Raw genomic sequence first — 16,957 nt, forward strand, 5'->3', positions numbered from 1 at the left:
GCCAAGTTCTATTTCATCCAAGGTTATGAAACCTGGGCAATGCCAGCTGCCAAAGTCCATGCTACCTACAAACTGCCCATGACTAAAATTGTGATTGCTTCTTGGTTAAAAAGACTGATTTTAAAGAAAACCGGTGAAAGAGTTGAAGGTCCCATTACCAATGGTATTAATCTCAAACAATTCAAAAACCCCAAAAAGATCTATCATCAACCCCGCCGTCTCTTAATGGTCTATTCTCCCCTTAAAATCAAAGGTTTCAAAGATGGCCTCAAAGCCTACCACTTAGCCAAACAACAATATCCAGACCTTAAACTGATGATTCTTTCCGCTTATCCCAAAAACTCCCAAGTCCCCAATGAAGCGACTTTCTACCATAACCCTCCCCAATCCCAACTCAAAAGAATCTATTCAAACGCCGACATCTTTGTGTCTCCTTCCCATTCCGAAGGTTGCCAACTCCCGCCCATGGAAGCTGCGGCTTGTCAAACTGCCGTTGTCGCCACCCGCGTGGGTGGTATCCCAGACTACACCCTTCCCAATCAAACCGCCTTAGTGGTTCCTCCCAAGAATCCCAAAGCCTTAGCCCGTGCCATCCTCAAACTCCTCAAAGATGAACCACTCTTAAAAGACATCTCTAAAGCTGGCTACCAACACATCAAACAATACAGTTGGGGTAAAGCAACCAGGAAGTTAGAAAAGGTATTTAAGGAAAATTTATCAAATGGCAAAATTTAAAAATAAAGAACAAATTATTAATCTCACAATTGCGGTTTTAGCAACCTCGGCAATACTAATTAGTTATTGGTTTTGCCAATCAGTTTTGAAACTTTCCAGTTCTCAAACCTTGATTATTTTAGTGATTGAATATTTTATTTTAATGCTGGGATTGCTTTTTGCCCAAAAACCAAGTTTGGGGGTTTTAGTGTTGATAGCGGTGCTGCCATTTGAGCGTTTACCTTCTCTGGAAATTGCCGGCTATACGGTTAAAATTAATCAACTAATTATTGCGGCGACGGGCTTGGCGTATTTGATTTTTATCATTAGAAATAAATCTTTTAAACTCAGAGCGCCTGAGATTTTTTGGTGGCTGATGCTTTTTTTAGTCAGCTTGATGGTGTCAGCCGTTGGCGCAGAAAATTTAACTCGAACGGCGCTCGTTTTTGGTTTTACGCTTTTGGCGATTTCGGGATATTTTTTAATTGTACAATTAATCGATAACATCAAAAAACTAAAACTTGCCCTCAATATCATTTTCGGCGTTATCGTGGTAATTTCACTTTTTGGCTTATACCAATATTTGGGCGATAAATATGGGCTATCTACCAGCTGGACTGGTTTGCGCCTTGAATATACTCATTTAGTCTTAAGTTTCCCCAGAATTCAGGCGACATTTATTGAACCTTTATTTTTTGCAAATTATTTAATCTTTTCCTTGAGTATTACCGCAGTTTTGTTTGTGTCTGATCAAATTAAAATGAAATGGTATTTTTTAGCGATTTTTTTTGTGATTCTGTTAACTGATTTTTTGCTCACTTCAAGCCGAGGCGCCGCGATCGGTTTGGCAGCGAGTTTTTTGCTAATTTTAATCTTTAAGCTAAAATCTTTTTGGTCAATTAAAAAACTCATTTTTATTATTTCAGTTTTTGCCATCACCTCAGGCTCGGTCTTAATTTTATTAGGACCAGCCGCCAAGCAATTTTTTGTCCATAGCCAAGCGCCGATTAAAAGCACAAATGAACCATCTTCGCAAGAAAGACTTTCTAATTATCAGCTCGCCCGTAAAGCTTTCCTGGAACATCCAATTATTGGTCTTGGTCTGGGAAATTTCGGGACTTATTATAATCAACAAACTAAAACTACGGCTCCGACCTGGCGGATAGTCAATAATCAATATCTGGAAATATTAGCTGAAACCGGGACAATTGGTTTTTTGGCATTTGCAGGTTTGCTTGTGGTGATATTTATTAAATCTTTTCAGGCATATTTTATCAGCAAAGATAAATGGCTTAAAGCGGTTATTTTAGGTGCTATTTGTGGTTTTATGGGCATTTTGGTGCAATTTAATTTCTTTTCGACTTTATATATAATTTATATTTGGGCTTTTCTCGGTTTTTTAGTGGCGGCCCAAAAAATTGCCAACCTGCAAAAATCATCTTGATTATTGAGGATTAATGAAATTAAAAACCGCTAAACGCTTAATTTGTCCAGCCTGTGGCTTAGATAAATTAAAAGTTTTAATTCAAAAACAAGATTTAAGAGAAATTAGAATCGCAAAAATTGTTTGTCCAAAATGCGGTAAAAGTTATCATATTAATCAAGGGATTGCTGATTTTTTGATCAAACCCAGTCAGGGGATTGTTAAAGAAAAAAAGGGCTTAAAAAAGATTGCTGCAGTAATCAAAGCTAAAAAATGGCTCGCAGATCCTGAATTTATTAAATTGCCAAAGATTAAAAAAAGGAAAAATATTGGCAAGATACGGCGGCAAATTACGATCAGGTGATTGGACCAATCAAATTTACAGCCCACGACCAAATTTTAGAATTAGGCGCGGGAATTTGTTGGTTGTCGGCGCTTTTGGCCCAAAAAAGCCAGCAGGTGATAGCTTTTGATATTTCGAGGGTTAAATATCAAGGCTTGGAAACAGCAGAAATAATTTTTAAATACTTGCCAAAAATTTTCTTTGAGCGAATTTTGGGCAATATGCAAGCTTTGCCATTTAAAAATAACTCTTTTGATTATGTTATCGTCTCAGCTTCTTTGCACCACGCTGATGATTTAGCGACAACATTTGCAAGAAATTAGTCGGGTTTTAAGAAAAAATGGCCAGCTGATGGTGATTAATGAACCGGTGCGTGGCTGGTTAAGATGGCGGCAAAACTTTGGCGCTAAAGAGAAAAAATTATATGGTGTCAATGAACATCTTTATTCCTAATTATATATGGGATAATGTTTTGTGGGAAAACGGCTTTGTTCCAAAAATATTTTTTCCAGATTCAACAAGACTAAAATTAAACCAGCTCCGAAATAGTCAAAAACTAATTCACAAAATCATTTCTTATTTTTGGCAAAATAAATTCATTCAAAAATTAATTAGCCGAACTGGCCTGGCAATAACGATGACTTTGCTTGGCTTGCCATTAAATTTAATCGCCCGCAAAAAATCAACCATGCGACATTTTTGATATGGGCACGGCATGATATAATAAAAAGCAGTCCCTGAACCTATTCTATCTTTTTGGGACATGATTGTGCGTATCATATTATAAGGAGAAAAAATAACCATTGGACAAATTGCACGAAAATTATTTGGGAAATATTTCCATATCTTTGGACGAATTTATCGATCAATTTTTGTTGATTTAAATGCCGTGGCGTATTCAATTTCGCCTCATATCCACCAAAAAGCAACAATTGTTGATGTGGGAGGAGGTGATGGCGAACCGCTGAATTATTTGTTATCGCTAAGACCTGATATTAAAGTGATCTTGATTGATCCAAGCCCAGGTATCGGTAATCTGGTCAAGAAAGAATATTTGCCCAGAGTCGAACTGTACCCCAAAACTTACATGGCTGAGTTTAAAATTAAAGATAAACTCAAACCTTATGTTATCTTGATTAGCGATGTAATTCACCATATTCCCCAAAAAGCGCGAAAAGAATTTTTTTCCGAACTAAAAACGATGGTTGGTGACCAAAATGAGGTGAGAATAATTATCAAGGATATTGAACCAGGTTTTTTCAGATCGTCCTTGAGTCGCCTCGCCGACCGGTATATTAGCGGGGATAAGAAAATGTCACTTATCGGACGTCGAAATATTTCCAAAATAATGTTGAAAACTTTTGGGAAGAATATCACGATGAAAGAAACAACCCTTTTTAAAATAGACAAGCCGAATTATGCCTTAGTATTTATCTGCAAACGAATCTAGAGTATTTTATGATATGTTATTGATTTTAACAAGATAATCAGCTATAATGCAGGCACCATGTTTATCATTTATAATTTATATAATTTAGGTCTCAGCCTATTATTTTTTTTGATCAGTTTTGGGGTAGGCAAAAAAATTCTCAACCGGTTTAAATTTAGTTTTAAATCGCTTTTGGAAAATTGGTTGTTTTCAACCGGATTAGGTTTAGGGTTGATCGGGATTCTAATTTTTGTTATTGGCTCAGTTTCTCTATTATATAAACCGGTGATTTGGGGGTTGACCGCGGTTTTGCTAATTTGGACATTTGGGGAAATCTGGACCTTTTTAAAATCGATCCCTTATCGAAAAATTAAGTTGCCAAAAAATGTCTTTGGTTTGTTTATTGCTCTTGGCTTTGTTTTTTTGGTTTTTTATTATTTAATGGGCGCTTTGGGCCCGGAAAAAAATTTTGATGCTTTATGGTATCATTTAACTGAGCCTAAGTTATATTTGCAAAATCATCAAATTAGATTTATTAATTGGGGTTGGTTTAATTTAACCTCGGCTTTTCCACGCTTAGTGGAATCATTATATGTTTGGGGAATGGCTTTTACCAAGACTGAAACTATTGCCAAGTTAATTCATTTTAGTTTTGGAATTATGGCCACGCTGACAATTTATGCAATTGGCAAAAGATTTTTCCAGCCTAAAATTGGTTTGTTGGCAAGCTTGATGTTTTATTCTTTGGCAGGAGTTGGTTTTGCTTCGCAAACTGCTTATGTTGATTTAGCAGCGGCCTTTTTCGGTTTAATGACTTTTCTGGCTTTTTATTGCTGGCTGGAAAAATCCAAAGATAAAAAATGGTTAATAATTTCGGCAGTATTTTTAGGATTTTGGTATGGCGTAAAAATATACGGCGTGATCACTTTGTCAATTTTAAGTTTCTTGATCTTGTGGCAAAAAGAACCACGTTTGAAAAATTTCTTGATTTTTGCTGGGACTTTTTTAATTATTTCTTCGCCTTGGTGGTTAGCCGCTTTAATTCAAACCGGCAACCCGATTTATCCAATTTTATCAGTTTCGCCGGATTGGGAACATGCCGAAGCTGGGACAAGCATGGTGAATTGGTTTTTGAGCGGGGCGGTTAAAACTTTGCCAGCTTTAATTTGGCGGACTCTAACCCAAGAAATCGCTTTTTTGGCTTTGATAATTCCGGCGTTATTTTATTGGAAAAAAATGCCAGCTTTGGTTAAAACGACCTTAATTGTAACCGTGCTTTGGTTCTGGGGCTGGTCCTTTATTCCAGTTCGCGATCCGCGCTATTTTATGGCCGCCGCAGGCTTGGGCTTGTTGGTAGTAGCTTGGTTCGTCTTTGAGATTAAAAATGGTTATTTAAAATGGACAGCCTGGATTGTCTTGATTTTAATTTTATATAGCAATCTTCTTTTGCAAAAACAAAATTCACTATTATTTTGGCCGGTCTTTTTTGGCCAAGAAAAAAGAGCCGATTTTATCGCCCGGGTAGTAGAACCGGATCCATGGCAATTTTACGATTCCAAACATTTTGTCCGCCAAAATTTACCGACCGGTCAAAAAGCTTTGGTTTTTAATGTTTTTTGTCCATTTTATATTGATTTTCCTTATTTTGACGCTTTTCAGCTCAAAAACCAAATTGGGGCGGTTAATTCTCAAGAGCTGAAAAAAGAATTAAAAAAGCAAAACATCAATTTTGTGGTGATGAAAACTACGGCGACTTTTATCACCAATGAGCCAAATTTTCATGGCTTATTAAAAATGATTTTGAAAAATGAAAATAACCGGGATAAAATATTAGCAGATCCAAATTTCAGCCAAGATTTTACTAAAGTTTATGAACAAACTTTTTCTGCCGGCGGTTGGCAGGTTTATAAAATTAATTAATAATATTGTGAGACGTAAGTTATAAAATGAAGACGTTGAGAGCAAGTATCATTATTGTCAGTTACAACGCCAAAAATGACTTAGCAGTATGTCTGAGAACGATTTTTGAATTTACAAAAACTAATTTTGAAATTATCGTGGTTGACAATGCTTCGACGGATGGCAGTGGCGAAATGGTGGCGAAAAAATTTCCCAAAGTTAAATTAATCGAAAACCGCCAAAATCTCGGATTTGCTCAGGCAAATAATCTGGGGGCTAAAATTGCTCAGAGCGATTATTTGGTTTTGTTAAATCAGGATACTTTAGTGAGCCGGGACTGGCTTTTAGAATTATTGGCGCCATTTTGCCAGGATAAAAAAATTGGAATTGTTCAGCCAAAAATTAAAATCTATCGAAAAAATCAAATTAATTCAACTGGTTCCCTGACCCATTTTCTGGGTTTTACTTGGGCGGGAAATTGTTTTGAGCCTGATTGTGGCTTTGAAAAAAATGCCGAAATCTTTAGCGCCTCTGGCTGTGTTTTGGCAATTAGGCGAAAGTTGTGGCAAAAATTAGGCGGTTTCGATCAAGATTATTTTATGTATTTAGAGGATGTGGATTTAGGCTGGCGGACGAGATTATTAGGCTATAAAATTATTTTTGCGCCAAAATCGATAATATATCATAAATATCATTTTTCAAAAGGCGACTATAAGTATTTTTATTTGGAAAAAAATCGATTGGCGACCTTATTTAAAAATTACTCAAGTGTGAGTTTGTTAATATTTTCGCCAGCAATCATTTTGAGCGAATTTATACTCCTATTATACTTTATTCCTAAAGGAAAATTAAAAATCAAACTTCGCGGCTTGGCGGCCTTTTTTGCGAGTTTGCCAAAAATTTGGCAGAAAAGAAAGAAGATTCAAAAAACGAGAAAAATTTCTGACCAAAAAATATTTTCGCAATTTTCCACCACCCGCCAACTTTTTCGGGCCGTAAAAAAAACTGGACTTTAGTGTAAGTTAACAACCCTAAGGTTCATGAGCTCAATATTATAATAGACCAAAAAAGCTGCACTAATCATAATTACCAAAATTGTACTTAATTTAATTAGGGCTTGGAACCAATTTTTTTGTTGCCGGGCAAATTTCCAAGTTAGGGCAAAAATAAAGGCTAAGGTGGCGAGAAAATATAAGGGCAATAAAATTAGCCAAGAAATTTTTTTGAAAAAGAAAGGTTTGAGTTGGCTGAAGCGGTTTAAAAGGGTGTTGGTGAATTGGCCATAATTTTCTTTATAGTAAATTTTAAAAACCATATCAAGATTAGTTTTTTTGCCCTTTAAAATCAAATTGCCGTTTTCATAATTTGCATCAAGCTTTAAGGTTGAAACGGCGTTGCCGGGAAATGAAGTTGGTGATTCTAAATAAAAATAATAATCTTTGTTGGCGGAATCTAAAATTGGCTTAAAACGGAAGTTGATAAAGGCCATGTCATGGATATTTTGGGCGTTAAAATTGCCTGACCTTAAATCGATTTTTGAGCTGGTACTTTCGCGCAAATGAAAAATAATTTCCTGATTATTAAGACGAGGGTAGGTAGCAAATAAAACTGAGATTTGAGCCAAATTATTATTATCAGCGTGAAAGGTTTGGCCAAAAGTATTAAGGCCCCTAATTTCTCCCAGGGCTGGTTTTTTTCTCTCGACTGATCTTGAAAAGCCATTAATTTGGTTGAATTGTAAATAGTCATTATTAAATAAAAAACCGAGAGAAATAATTAACAAAAAAATTGAAAAAAGAGTCCCAAAAATTATGGCAATAATTTTTTTAGAAAATTGTGAATCGATTTTTTTTATCATAAATAATACCTGGGAATTATATATTGGAATAGACAAATAAAGTTATAAAAAATTATGCCTAAGCTTAAAAATAGATATAAAGATGGGTGATATTTTTTGGGCAGCCATGTTTGGATCCCAATGATAAAAAAAATGGCTAAAATTCCCAAAACCGGAAAATAATATCGGCCCTGTGCTGGAAAAATATATTTAGCAGTTGTAACTAAACGATTGTAAAATAAATAAACATAAAATAAATCTAAAATAATTAAATTTGCTGCTAAAAAAATATATAAATAGAGATTTTTGATAAACGGATTGTTGGTTTTAATTTTTTTAACACACTTTTTATAAAGGCTGGTGACAAAATAAATAATTGTACCCACAAAACTTAATTTAACCAACCAGTTCAAGCTATTTTGATAAATATTATCAACAACATTATTCGTCCAAGCAAATTGTGCCCAAAAATAACCCAGCACAAATCTTAGTCTGGTGCCATAAATAAATTTAAGATATTCCCAAATTGATAAATGAGCAAATTGTGTATCAGTTGTTCCAGAAGCTTGATATCCAAACCAGCCATGGTAAATAATTTTATTTCGAATAAGCCACCAGCCAGTAGTCAAAAAAATAATTCCCAAAGCAATGGCTAAATATTTGAGGGAATTTTTAAAATTATTTCTTTTTCTGACAAAATTTATTAAATAAATAAAAATTAAAATTGGAATCATAATAGCGGCTTGTGGTTTTGCCAAAATTCCGAGCGAAGTAGCGATCCCAATCCATAACGCGGACTTAGTCGAACTCTGGGATTTTAGTTCACGAATTCCTAAATAGGTTAACCAAACAAAGGCAAGATTTAATAAGTTATCATTATTAATAGTTGAGGACATTAAGGTAAAAAGTGGCTGAAATGAAACTAAAGTCGCAACTGTAAATGAAAATAATTTATTTTCAGAAACTTCAAAAGCAATTTTATAACTTAACCAAACCGTTAGAATGCCCAGAAAGATTAATAATATCCGAATTGCGAAAAATCTCACCAAAAAATTGGTAGAATAAAATATCTTATAGATTCCCGCCCCCATTAAATAATAAAGTGGAGGATATGATTGGGCAGAAAAAGCTGTGATTGGTGAGGCGGGAGCGCGGTTTATATTTTGATTTAGAAGATTTTCTCCAATTCCAGTTTGAGTTTGTGAAAATTTCGGAGTTTGTCTTATCGGCGCGTTTGAAATAAGCTTATTGACAATTTGATCTTCTTGAGAAGTAAAAAGTTTATCTTGCGGTGGGAGTGTGTTTTTTTCGGCAATATATTCAATATATTTATAATGATAATTTTCATCCCAACCTTGCCAAACTGGAACCAAACCAGCCCAAACAACACCCTTGATAATTATTAAAAACAATAATATCGACAATAGTTTATTGCTGGTTATTTTTTGCCAAATTAATATTAAAATTTTTCTAATTATTTTCATGTCTTTTTGGGTTTGTAGTTGGAATTTAACAAAAGATGACTAAATATTGGTCCCAAGGTAAATAGAATTATCATCGCAATGGCACGTTCAGCCACGGCTACTATTATTGCTTCGGCTGAGGTGACGTTGATAATTCGAGCTGATATTATCACCAAAGCTTCTTTGATGCCTAAGGCGCCAGGAGTCAGATTAATCAAAACCGAAAGTGCGGCCACGGTGCTAATGAAAATAGCTTTAAAATAAGTGATGTCAATATGAAAGACACGAAAACCAAGATAGTAAATCATTGAACTTAAAAACATATTGAGCAAGGAAAAACCTGAAAGTAATAAAACTAATTTATAATTTTTTCTAATTTTGTGCCAGCAATTTATGGCTAAAATAAATTTTTGAAGCCAGCGATTTTTGGAGGGTTTGAAGTTTGGTGAAAGAATGATTATCGCGGTACAAAAAACAAAAATTCCACCGAAAAGTAAGCTAATAGGTAAATTAAAGATACGATCAGACAAATAAAATTTCAGTAAGATTAAACCGGTGACAAGGGAATTTACGAAAAAGACAATAATATAATTTGCCGCCAAGGTACCGACAAACTCGGAATAGCTAAATTGATAATGCTTTTTTAAATAAAGAGCCCGGATAGCCATGCCACCGTATAAAAAAGTTAGATAATTAGTCATGCTGCTTATGATTGCGAGACCAAAATGTTCGAGAAAGCTTAATTTAATTTTGAATTCAAGCATCGTAAAATATAGAAAAAAGCCGATCGAAACAAAGACCATTAAATACATGATGATTAAAATAGCCAAATATGGCCAAGAGATAGACAAGAGAGGCGTAAAATCTGCCCGATGCTTAAAAACATAATAAGCCAACCAGGTGATTAAACCTGCCAAAACCATAAACGATAAAATTTTTTTATTTTTCATTTAGTTTCCTAAATATTAAACCATTTTTGTGGTTTATTTTTTGGTTGCTTGGCAAAATAGGATAGCCCCTTTTTCATTTTTGGTGGCTTTTTTTCTGGCAATCAAGTATAAAAATGGGAAAATTATCAATCTTTTCAGTTGGCTTCGGGTGGTATAGAAAGAATGAATTTTGTCTTGGGTGTCTACATAAAATAAATCATTAATTTTAAAACCCAAAGGGGTAAGAAGCTTCGTCATTTGAGATTTTGAATAACCTGTTCTGACATGACCAATTTCTTTTTCCCTTTTTTCAACAATTTCTCGATAAATACTTGGAACACTTAAAATCAAAAATCCTGACTGTCGCAACATTGAATTAAGTTTTTTAATAAATTTAGAATCATTTTGAATGTGTTCGATGATGTCTAAAGCAATAATACCGTCAAAATAATAATGATATTCTAATTTATTAACATCACTGGCGATAAACTTTGCTTTTAGTTGATGGATTTTGGCTATTTTTTGCGCTTGCCTCATCCTATTTTTTAAATCGACGCCAACCACATTTGCACCTTTTTCGGCTAAGATTAAGGCAAAATCTCCGATGGTGCAACCAACATCTAAAATTCTTTTACCTCGAATTTTATTCGGCAATAATTCCTTCGTGAATTTATATCTCAGTCTTTTGGCGAGCAAGGGTAATCCGAAAAGCCATAAATATAGAATAATCAACCATTTATTTTTCGGTTTTTTGATGATTTGCAAATATAATTTATTAATAATCTTCATCTTGTTTTCCAAGCCTTAATCGCCAGAAAAGCGGCATGTCTAGGATTGATTTTACCAAAGCTCGTCGGAAATGGATAGTAGCCAGAACCTAAAATTTTTTCAATTTTAAAACCTTTCTCTGTGCAAAATTCTTTTAAGCCCTGGTATGAAAAAACCCGTTGATGTTGCCATGATTGAGGAAAGGGCATAATTTGATTTTTATGAGGGGCTAAGGGATTTCCTATCGAAAATTTATTTGAGCTGATATTGGTGAGGGAAAATGGCTGCCAACCAAACATTAAAGCGAATATATTATGCCAACTTGCCAAATTTTCGGTACAAATGATGGCATATCCGCCCTTTTTTAAAATCCGGTGAATTTCTCCCAAAAAGGCGTCGGTGTTAGTTAGGTGCTCAATGACTTGATTTGCCAAAACGATATCAAAAGAATGCGCCGGAAAGGGGATTTTTGAATTCAAATCGCCCTTTTTGACGATAATTTTTCTTTTCTCGGCTTTTTTGATTTGGGAATTGATAATTTCCACGCCCCAGTTTTTTTTCGTGCCAATTTTTTTAGCCACTAATTTGGTAAATTTACCATCATCGCAACCCAAGTCTAAAAATTTCGCTTGGGGATTTTTTTGGGCTAAACGCAAAATATCATTTTCGTAACTCTTTTTAGCTTTTCGCCGCAGGCTTAGAAACAATTTTTTAATCATTTAATATTTCCTAAATAATTTTAATAAGATGCCCTTTAAGACGCCGGCGCCAAAAACACTCGTGATAATTGGTAAATAATACACTGAAAATATTAATTCTTTGGGATTATTTGAAATTAAGATGGCGATTAATAATAATATCATAAGCCACGAGGCAATTAAATATAAAAACCATAAAGGTTTAATCGCTAATATCAACAAAGCAGAAATTATTATAATAATAAAGAGCCAAAATAAATAATAAAATCTTCGGCTAGGCTGAAAATAATAATCCGTAAAACGGGGTGCGCGCTCAAAAAGGTGTTTAATTTGCTGTTTTACGTTTGACCTAAGATGATAAACTGGCTTAATCTTTGAGGTTTTTAATATTTTTTTCTTTTTAATAATATTCCAGAATAGCCTAACGTCGTCGGAACTGAATTTTGATAATTTTTTAGGTTGAGAGTCTATGAATAATTTTCTATTACAAAAAAAAATGGCGGTACCTTTGGGAACTTGATCGAAATTTTTCTTGCCAATTATTTCAGATTTAAGATTTTTTTTAAAATATTTCTTACCAAAAATTTTTTGGCGAATTAAGATCAAAACTTGATTATACGGATCAATTTTTCCTTTAATGGTGACATGGCCAATTAAGGGTTGATAATTAATTTGGCCAAGGGTTATTAAGGTATTTTTGTCTAAAATTCGGCGCACATCGACAAATAAAAGATTTCTAAAATTTGCAGCCTCAGCGCCTTTTAGCCGAGTTTTAAGTCGGCCTTGGTTTTTTCTGAGATTTATAATTTTGACCGGAAATTTTTTTATCACCTTTAGGGTATTATCTTTCGAGCCATCGTTGACGACAATGATCTCAAAATTTTTTTTAGGATAATTTTGTTTTAAAATTGCTTTCAGGCACCTAGCAATGACTTTTTCTTCATTGTAAACCGGGACAATGACAGAAATTTTCATTTGGCCGCCTTTTTCATCGTCACCACAAAATAACTGCCAAAATATTTTAATAGTGAATCAGCCAGTTTTTTTTCTAGAAATCGGTAAATTGGCGCTAAGACTGGGACGCGGAAGAAAAAATTAAAAGGCGTGATAATTCTAATGCCGCGAACCTTTTCTATTTTAACATTTTTGGGCAAATATGATTTGATTTTTTTCAAGCTGTCGTAGCGAATGTAAACATTGTCGCGAACCATAAAATGTTGAATAAAATTAGTCACAAATTTAAGACTATAAGGATTATAAAATTCTAAAACCACATAACCGCCATTTTTAGTGACTCGGCTGATTTCCAAGATCGCTTTTTTTATTTCTGGAACATGGGCTAAAACCTTAAAAGAATAGCTGATATCAAATGTTTGGTTAGGAAATGGAATTTGGGTGGCTGAACCTGTTTGAGCTTTGAGTTTTTTGCGTTTAGAAACAGCCACCATGCCAGGTGATAAATCGATGCCAAAAGCCTGTTTGGTTTTTTGATCCGCCATTTTGAGGATAATCCCGGTCCCACAGCCGATTTCTAAACTCTTTTTAGCTTTTAGAAAAGGCTGGATGGTTTCAAATTCTAAATCATTAATCACGGAATAATATTTACCGGTTCGTTCTTGGTCATAGCTGTGAGAATAATCATCGTAATAATTTTGGATTTTTTGCTTTTTTTGTAGATTATTTTCAACGGCTGTTAAATATCCTAAAATTAGCTTTTTCATATCAAAATTATCTTGAATCGTTTTTCGAGCCGCGATTCCTAGTTTTTTGATTTGGCTGGGATTTTTAGCTAAAAATTGAATCTGTCTTTTTAGGCCTTTTTCGTCTTTATAGAGTAAACCATTTTTTTGATTTTTGATAAGGCTGGAAAAAGCGGCGGTATTTGAGGCGATTACCGGGATGGCATTAGCCATGGCTTCTAAGGCAATATTGGAAAAACCGAGCACGGTTTTGGCAGATTTATAAGGCAGAACCACAAAATGACATTTTTTTAATTCCTCGAGTAGTTTTTCTTTTTTTAAATAGCCTAAAAATTTAATATTTTTATTTGATTTTACCGCAGATTTTACCTCGTCTTTTAAGGGACCATCTCCGGCTATAATGAGTTGAACTTTGGGCATATTTAATTCTTTAAAGGTTTGAATCAGCAAACCTATGCCTTTGAGCGGAGTAAGGTGGGAAAAGTAGCCGATTTTAATTTGCGAAAAATCTAGCTCTTTTTGTCCTGGGGGGTGATTTAAATTTAATCCTGGGGTCAGAGTTTGAGCTTTTAAGCCTTTATTGTTTAAAGTTTTAGTAATTTGTGGGTGAGTCGCATATATGGCGTCGTATTGTTGCCAAACCTTTTTGGTTAAAGGTAAAAGCCGATGAGTAAAATGAGTTCCTTGTTGAATAATAACTGGGGCCTTAGTTTTTAATTTAATGGGCAAAAAATACCAAGGAGTAATATTTGGATTGTGAACGCCGGATAAAATCCAGACCAAATCTGGATTAATTTTATTAATAATTTTGGCAGAAGATCTCGGGAAATTACCAGTAGTTTTAAAGATTTTAAAACCAGATTTCAAAATCTGGTTTGGTTCATGCTCGGTTTTTTTGGCGGAAATGACAGAAATTTCCGCTTTTTTAGCCAAGGATTCAGCTAAAGTGTAGGCAAAATCTGAGAGCCCGGAAACTCTTTTTGAAGGATAAAAATATTTACAAACAAGAGTAATTTTCATTTAACTCTTTTCTGCAATCAAACAAATTCTTCTTTGAAAAAATGGTTTAAAATATGGAATTTTCATCATCAGTTTTTCAAGTGTCGAAAAAACCGGAAAATGAGATGACTTGTAGAATAATTTATTAATTATAAAATTTAATTTTAATAATTCTTTTTTCAAGTCACCGGGACTCATTACGTTTACGTGGGTTGGATCTTCTTTTAAAAGAAGATTTTTTTTTCTCATCTTTTCAAATAAATGGTTTTTATTGGGAGTATAAATTATTAATTTACCGTCTTTTTTCAATAAACGCCCGCATTCTTTAAGGGTTTGTCTAAAAGTATGTTTGGTAAGATGTTCGACTAAATCGGCTAAAATTATTTTATCAAATTTTTGATCTGCAAAGGGTTGTTTATGAGCCGGGCATTGAATAAATTTAATATTACTAATTTTTCGTTTTTTTGCCTCATTAATACAGTTGTAAATAGCTATTTTAGATAAATCGGTGCCAATTACTTTTGCACTATAACGGGCGCATTCAAAAGCAAAGGTGCCATTTGCGGTTCCGATGTCTAAAATTTTTTCATCAGTCGAAATCGGCAGAATCATTTCCATAACATTTTTAATTTTATTGAGATAATGTTTTGCACTTTTATTTTTTTTGTTAAGGGCATTATTAAAATATTGTTGGCTGTATTCTCGACCCGAAATTTTTTCGATCAAAAAATTATTTTTTAAATAGTCAACAATGATTTGACTAGGATTGGCGGGAATATTTTTAGGTTTGAATTTTAATTGCTGATAATTATCTAAAAAATAATTTATAAGCCGGATTTTATATTTGGATAAAACGACATTTTTCCCTAAGCCTTCTTTACGTTCAGTGGCCTTTCTAAGTAACAAACAGGGTTTGCCCAAATAATAACACTCCTCTTGATTCGAGCCGCCGTCAGTCATAATAAATTCAGCATGATCTAACAATTTGATGAATTGAAAGTAATCATAGCGGGGGCGAAGCTCAATATTTTCGTTTTTCGCTAAGCGCGACCAAAAACCAAATTTTTTTAAATTTTTTTTGGTGGGCGGATGTAAAATTACTAAGACTTTAATTTTTAGAGAAGCTTTTTCAATAATTTCGATGACTTTTTCGAAGCTATTTCTATTAAAAATATTTTCAAAACGATGCGTTGAAACGATCGCAAATTTTTCCTTAGGAATATCAACCTTAATGTGATGTTCGTTTTTCAACGCTAATCTTAAAGCATCTAATAAGGTATTGCCATGGGTATTAATTTTGATGCCTCGATATTTTTTAAGATTTTTATAAGACCAGTTATCCGGACAAAAAAAGACATTTGACATCCGAAATACGAGCAAGCGGGTCAATTCCTCGGGAAAAGGATGCCAAAGATTAAAAGACCGCAAGCCAGATTCTAAATGCCCAACTTTTAATTTGGCAATTTTAGCCATGGCTGCGCCCAAAAAAGTGGAGAAGGTATCACCATGCACCAAAACAATTCCAGACCGATCGTTTCGAAAAATTTGTTTTTTATGGAGAATGGTTTTGGCTAAAATTTTTATCGACCAGGTAATCATTTTGGGAATCGAGGTAATATCCGGTCCGTGGTATAAAACTACATCAGGATTTTTTAGGTTAAAAATTTTTCTTAAATTTGAGATTGTTTCTTGATGTTGACCGGTAAAAATAAAATTAAAAGGAATTTTCCTTTTTTTTAGCTCCACCATCACCGGAGCAGTTTTAATCAATTGTGCTTTGGTACCAACCACAAAATGAATCATTATTTAAAATATCTTTTTTTCTCAAAATATAGTATTTTTTCTTGGTTTAATCTTAATCTAAACAGCATTTCCGCTATTAGGGCTAAAACAATTAATAGAAAGCCGACGATCATTAATAACATTGAAACATAGACATAACTAACATAAGGTGAAACATGATGAGTAATGAGCCAGCGAATAAAAATAGACAAACCGCCCAAAAATCCAGGTAAAAATAAAACCATACCTACACAACCAAAGAATTTTAAGGGTTGGTAGTCTCGAAAGCTTCTGAGAATGATTTTAAAAACTTGCCAGCCGTAGTTAAAAAGATTTTTGGCAATTCGAGATTTACGGTTTTTAAAATATTTAACCGCGATTAGGACTTCGCCAATTTCTAAATCTTTAGCGGCCAAATCTAAAAACATTTCTTGGGTGTAAGTAAATTTACCAAATAAATTTAAATTTAACAAGGCTTCGCGAGAAAAGGCGCGAAAACCGCAAGAAACATCATAGACTCGTTTTTTGATTGCCCAACTAATAAATTTAGCTAAAATTTTATTGCCGAGCAATTTTGCGCCTGATAAATTTTTAATTTTGCGATTGTCAATAAATCTCGAACCAGTCACGAAATCTGCTTGGCGGTCTAAAATTGGCTGGATTAGCCGGGGGATATCTGAGGTGGAAAACTGGCCATCCGCATCAATATTCACCATAATATCCGCTTTTAATTTTAAGGCTTGATTGATGGCGGTACGCATTGCTTTTCCGACACCAAGATTTTTAGGGTGAGAAACCACATAATCGGCGCCGGCTTTTTTAGCCACCTGAACCGTTTTGTCGGTTGAGCCGTCGTCAATAACCATCACTTGAACCTGATTAATGCCTTTAATTTTTCTGGGAATTTGGGAAATGACTTTGGCAATATTTTCCGCTTCGTTTAAAGCGGGAATATTTACAATTAATTTCATAA

The 16,957-nt window shown here is 34.1% G+C and carries 18 protein-coding genes; 8 read left to right on the forward strand and 10 right to left on the reverse strand.

Going from position 1 to position 16,957, the window contains the following annotated elements:
- The 5 genes from VJJ80_00430 to VJJ80_00450 form a co-directional block, all read left to right on the forward strand.
- Positions 1-735 (forward strand): glycosyltransferase family 4 protein (locus VJJ80_00430; protein HLC38582.1); only part of this gene is annotated, 735 nt, incomplete at its 5' end.
- A complete protein-coding gene (locus VJJ80_00435; protein HLC38583.1) occupies positions 722-2,158 on the forward strand; it encodes an O-antigen ligase family protein in 1,437 nt (478 codons plus the stop codon). The genes VJJ80_00430 and VJJ80_00435, both read left to right, overlap by 14 nt.
- A gap of 13 nt (positions 2,159-2,171) precedes the next feature.
- Positions 2,172-2,501, forward strand: coding sequence for a hypothetical protein (locus tag VJJ80_00440; protein HLC38584.1), 330 nt, complete (start codon positions 2,172-2,174; stop codon positions 2,499-2,501).
- Positions 2,498-2,803, forward strand: coding sequence for a class I SAM-dependent methyltransferase (locus VJJ80_00445; GenBank protein ID HLC38585.1), 306 nt, complete (start codon positions 2,498-2,500; stop codon positions 2,801-2,803). Before VJJ80_00440 ends, VJJ80_00445 begins: the two co-directional genes overlap by 4 nt.
- Positions 2,790-2,933 carry a hypothetical protein gene (locus VJJ80_00450; protein ID HLC38586.1) on the forward strand — a complete coding sequence of 48 codons (144 nt, stop codon included), beginning with the start codon at positions 2,790-2,792 and terminating at the stop codon, positions 2,931-2,933. Before VJJ80_00445 ends, VJJ80_00450 begins: the two co-directional genes overlap by 14 nt.
- Before the next feature lie 147 nt (positions 2,934-3,080).
- Here VJJ80_00450 and VJJ80_00455 read toward each other — a convergent pair whose 3' ends face one another.
- Positions 3,081-3,245, reverse strand: a complete 165-nt coding sequence (locus VJJ80_00455; GenBank protein HLC38587.1) for a hypothetical protein — start codon at positions 3,243-3,245, stop codon at positions 3,081-3,083.
- Positions 3,246-3,369: 124 nt separating this feature from the next.
- Between VJJ80_00455 and VJJ80_00460 the strand changes: the two genes are divergently transcribed.
- From VJJ80_00460 to VJJ80_00470, 3 genes are all read left to right on the forward strand, one after another.
- Positions 3,370-3,930 carry a class I SAM-dependent methyltransferase gene (locus tag VJJ80_00460; protein ID HLC38588.1) on the forward strand — a complete coding sequence of 187 codons (561 nt, stop codon included), beginning with the start codon at positions 3,370-3,372 and terminating at the stop codon, positions 3,928-3,930.
- A gap of 183 nt (positions 3,931-4,113) precedes the next feature.
- Positions 4,114-5,829, forward strand: a complete 1,716-nt coding sequence (locus VJJ80_00465) for a glycosyltransferase family 39 protein (protein HLC38589.1) — start codon at positions 4,114-4,116, stop codon at positions 5,827-5,829.
- A 26-nt stretch (positions 5,830-5,855) separates the two neighbouring features.
- Positions 5,856-6,824, forward strand: coding sequence for a glycosyltransferase family 2 protein (locus VJJ80_00470; protein HLC38590.1), 969 nt, complete (start codon positions 5,856-5,858; stop codon positions 6,822-6,824).
- Here the strand turns inward: VJJ80_00470 and VJJ80_00475 are convergent.
- From VJJ80_00475 to VJJ80_00515, 9 genes are read right to left on the reverse strand one after another with little or no spacing between them, the layout of a single operon-like run.
- Positions 6,821-7,666 (reverse strand): hypothetical protein, encoded by an 846-nt coding sequence (locus VJJ80_00475; GenBank protein HLC38591.1) that lies wholly within the window; start codon positions 7,664-7,666, stop codon positions 6,821-6,823. The two genes, VJJ80_00470 and VJJ80_00475, sit on opposite strands and share 4 nt — an antisense overlap.
- Positions 7,663-9,129: a glycosyltransferase family 39 protein gene (locus VJJ80_00480; protein HLC38592.1), complete on the reverse strand. Its 1,467-nt coding sequence runs from the start codon at positions 9,127-9,129 to the stop codon at positions 7,663-7,665. Before VJJ80_00480 ends, VJJ80_00475 begins: the two co-directional genes overlap by 4 nt.
- A complete protein-coding gene (locus VJJ80_00485; protein HLC38593.1) occupies positions 9,126-10,058 on the reverse strand; it encodes a lysylphosphatidylglycerol synthase transmembrane domain-containing protein in 933 nt (310 codons plus the stop codon). Before VJJ80_00485 ends, VJJ80_00480 begins: the two co-directional genes overlap by 4 nt.
- Positions 10,059-10,091: 33 nt before the next feature.
- Complete coding sequence (locus VJJ80_00490) at positions 10,092-10,826, reverse strand: methyltransferase domain-containing protein (protein ID HLC38594.1); 735 nt, start codon at positions 10,824-10,826, stop codon at positions 10,092-10,094.
- The gene (locus VJJ80_00495; GenBank protein ID HLC38595.1) at positions 10,823-11,524 is read right to left on the reverse strand and encodes a class I SAM-dependent methyltransferase; all 702 of its coding nucleotides are present in this window, start codon (positions 11,522-11,524) and stop codon (positions 10,823-10,825) included. The genes VJJ80_00490 and VJJ80_00495 overlap by 4 nt, the downstream gene beginning before the upstream one ends.
- Entirely contained in the window at positions 11,525-12,478 is a 954-nt protein-coding gene (locus tag VJJ80_00500; protein ID HLC38596.1) for a glycosyltransferase family 2 protein, read from the reverse strand.
- Complete coding sequence (locus tag VJJ80_00505) at positions 12,475-14,223, reverse strand: glycosyltransferase (GenBank protein HLC38597.1); 1,749 nt, start codon at positions 14,221-14,223, stop codon at positions 12,475-12,477. The genes VJJ80_00500 and VJJ80_00505 overlap by 4 nt, the downstream gene beginning before the upstream one ends.
- The gene (locus VJJ80_00510) at positions 14,224-16,005 is read right to left on the reverse strand and encodes a UDP-N-acetylglucosamine 2-epimerase (GenBank protein ID HLC38598.1); all 1,782 of its coding nucleotides are present in this window, start codon (positions 16,003-16,005) and stop codon (positions 14,224-14,226) included.
- Positions 16,005-16,955, reverse strand: coding sequence for a glycosyltransferase family 2 protein (locus VJJ80_00515; GenBank protein ID HLC38599.1), 951 nt, complete (start codon positions 16,953-16,955; stop codon positions 16,005-16,007). The genes VJJ80_00510 and VJJ80_00515 overlap by 1 nt, the downstream gene beginning before the upstream one ends.
- Positions 16,956-16,957: the final 2 nt, after the last annotated feature.

The organism is Patescibacteria group bacterium (assembly GCA_035288465.1).
Taxonomy (GTDB): Bacteria; Patescibacteriota; UBA1384; order DATEAH01; family DATEAH01; genus DATEAH01.

Coding starts and splice junctions, on each gene's coding strand:
- VJJ80_00495 (HLC38595.1), bottom strand. CDS start 11,524: ATGATTAAAAAATTGTTTCTAAGCCTGCGGCGAAAAGCTAAAAAGAGT.
- VJJ80_00505 (HLC38597.1), bottom strand. CDS start 14,223: ATGAAAATTACTCTTGTTTGTAAATATTTTTATCCTTCAAAAAGAGTT.
- VJJ80_00470 (HLC38590.1), top strand. CDS start 5,856: ATGAAGACGTTGAGAGCAAGTATCATTATTGTCAGTTACAACGCCAAA.
- VJJ80_00510 (HLC38598.1), bottom strand. CDS start 16,005: ATGATTCATTTTGTGGTTGGTACCAAAGCACAATTGATTAAAACTGCT.
- VJJ80_00515 (HLC38599.1), bottom strand. CDS start 16,955: ATGAAATTAATTGTAAATATTCCCGCTTTAAACGAAGCGGAAAATATT.
- VJJ80_00500 (HLC38596.1), bottom strand. CDS start 12,478: ATGAAAATTTCTGTCATTGTCCCGGTTTACAATGAAGAAAAAGTCATT.
- VJJ80_00485 (HLC38593.1), bottom strand. CDS start 10,058: ATGAAAAATAAAAAAATTTTATCGTTTATGGTTTTGGCAGGTTTAATC.
- VJJ80_00475 (HLC38591.1), bottom strand. CDS start 7,666: ATGATAAAAAAAATCGATTCACAATTTTCTAAAAAAATTATTGCCATA.
- VJJ80_00480 (HLC38592.1), bottom strand. CDS start 9,129: ATGAAAATAATTAGAAAAATTTTAATATTAATTTGGCAAAAAATAACC.
- VJJ80_00490 (HLC38594.1), bottom strand. CDS start 10,826: ATGAAGATTATTAATAAATTATATTTGCAAATCATCAAAAAACCGAAA.
- VJJ80_00455 (HLC38587.1), bottom strand. CDS start 3,245: ATGTCCCAAAAAGATAGAATAGGTTCAGGGACTGCTTTTTATTATATC.
- VJJ80_00435 (HLC38583.1), top strand. CDS start 722: ATGGCAAAATTTAAAAATAAAGAACAAATTATTAATCTCACAATTGCG.
- VJJ80_00440 (HLC38584.1), top strand. CDS start 2,172: ATGAAATTAAAAACCGCTAAACGCTTAATTTGTCCAGCCTGTGGCTTA.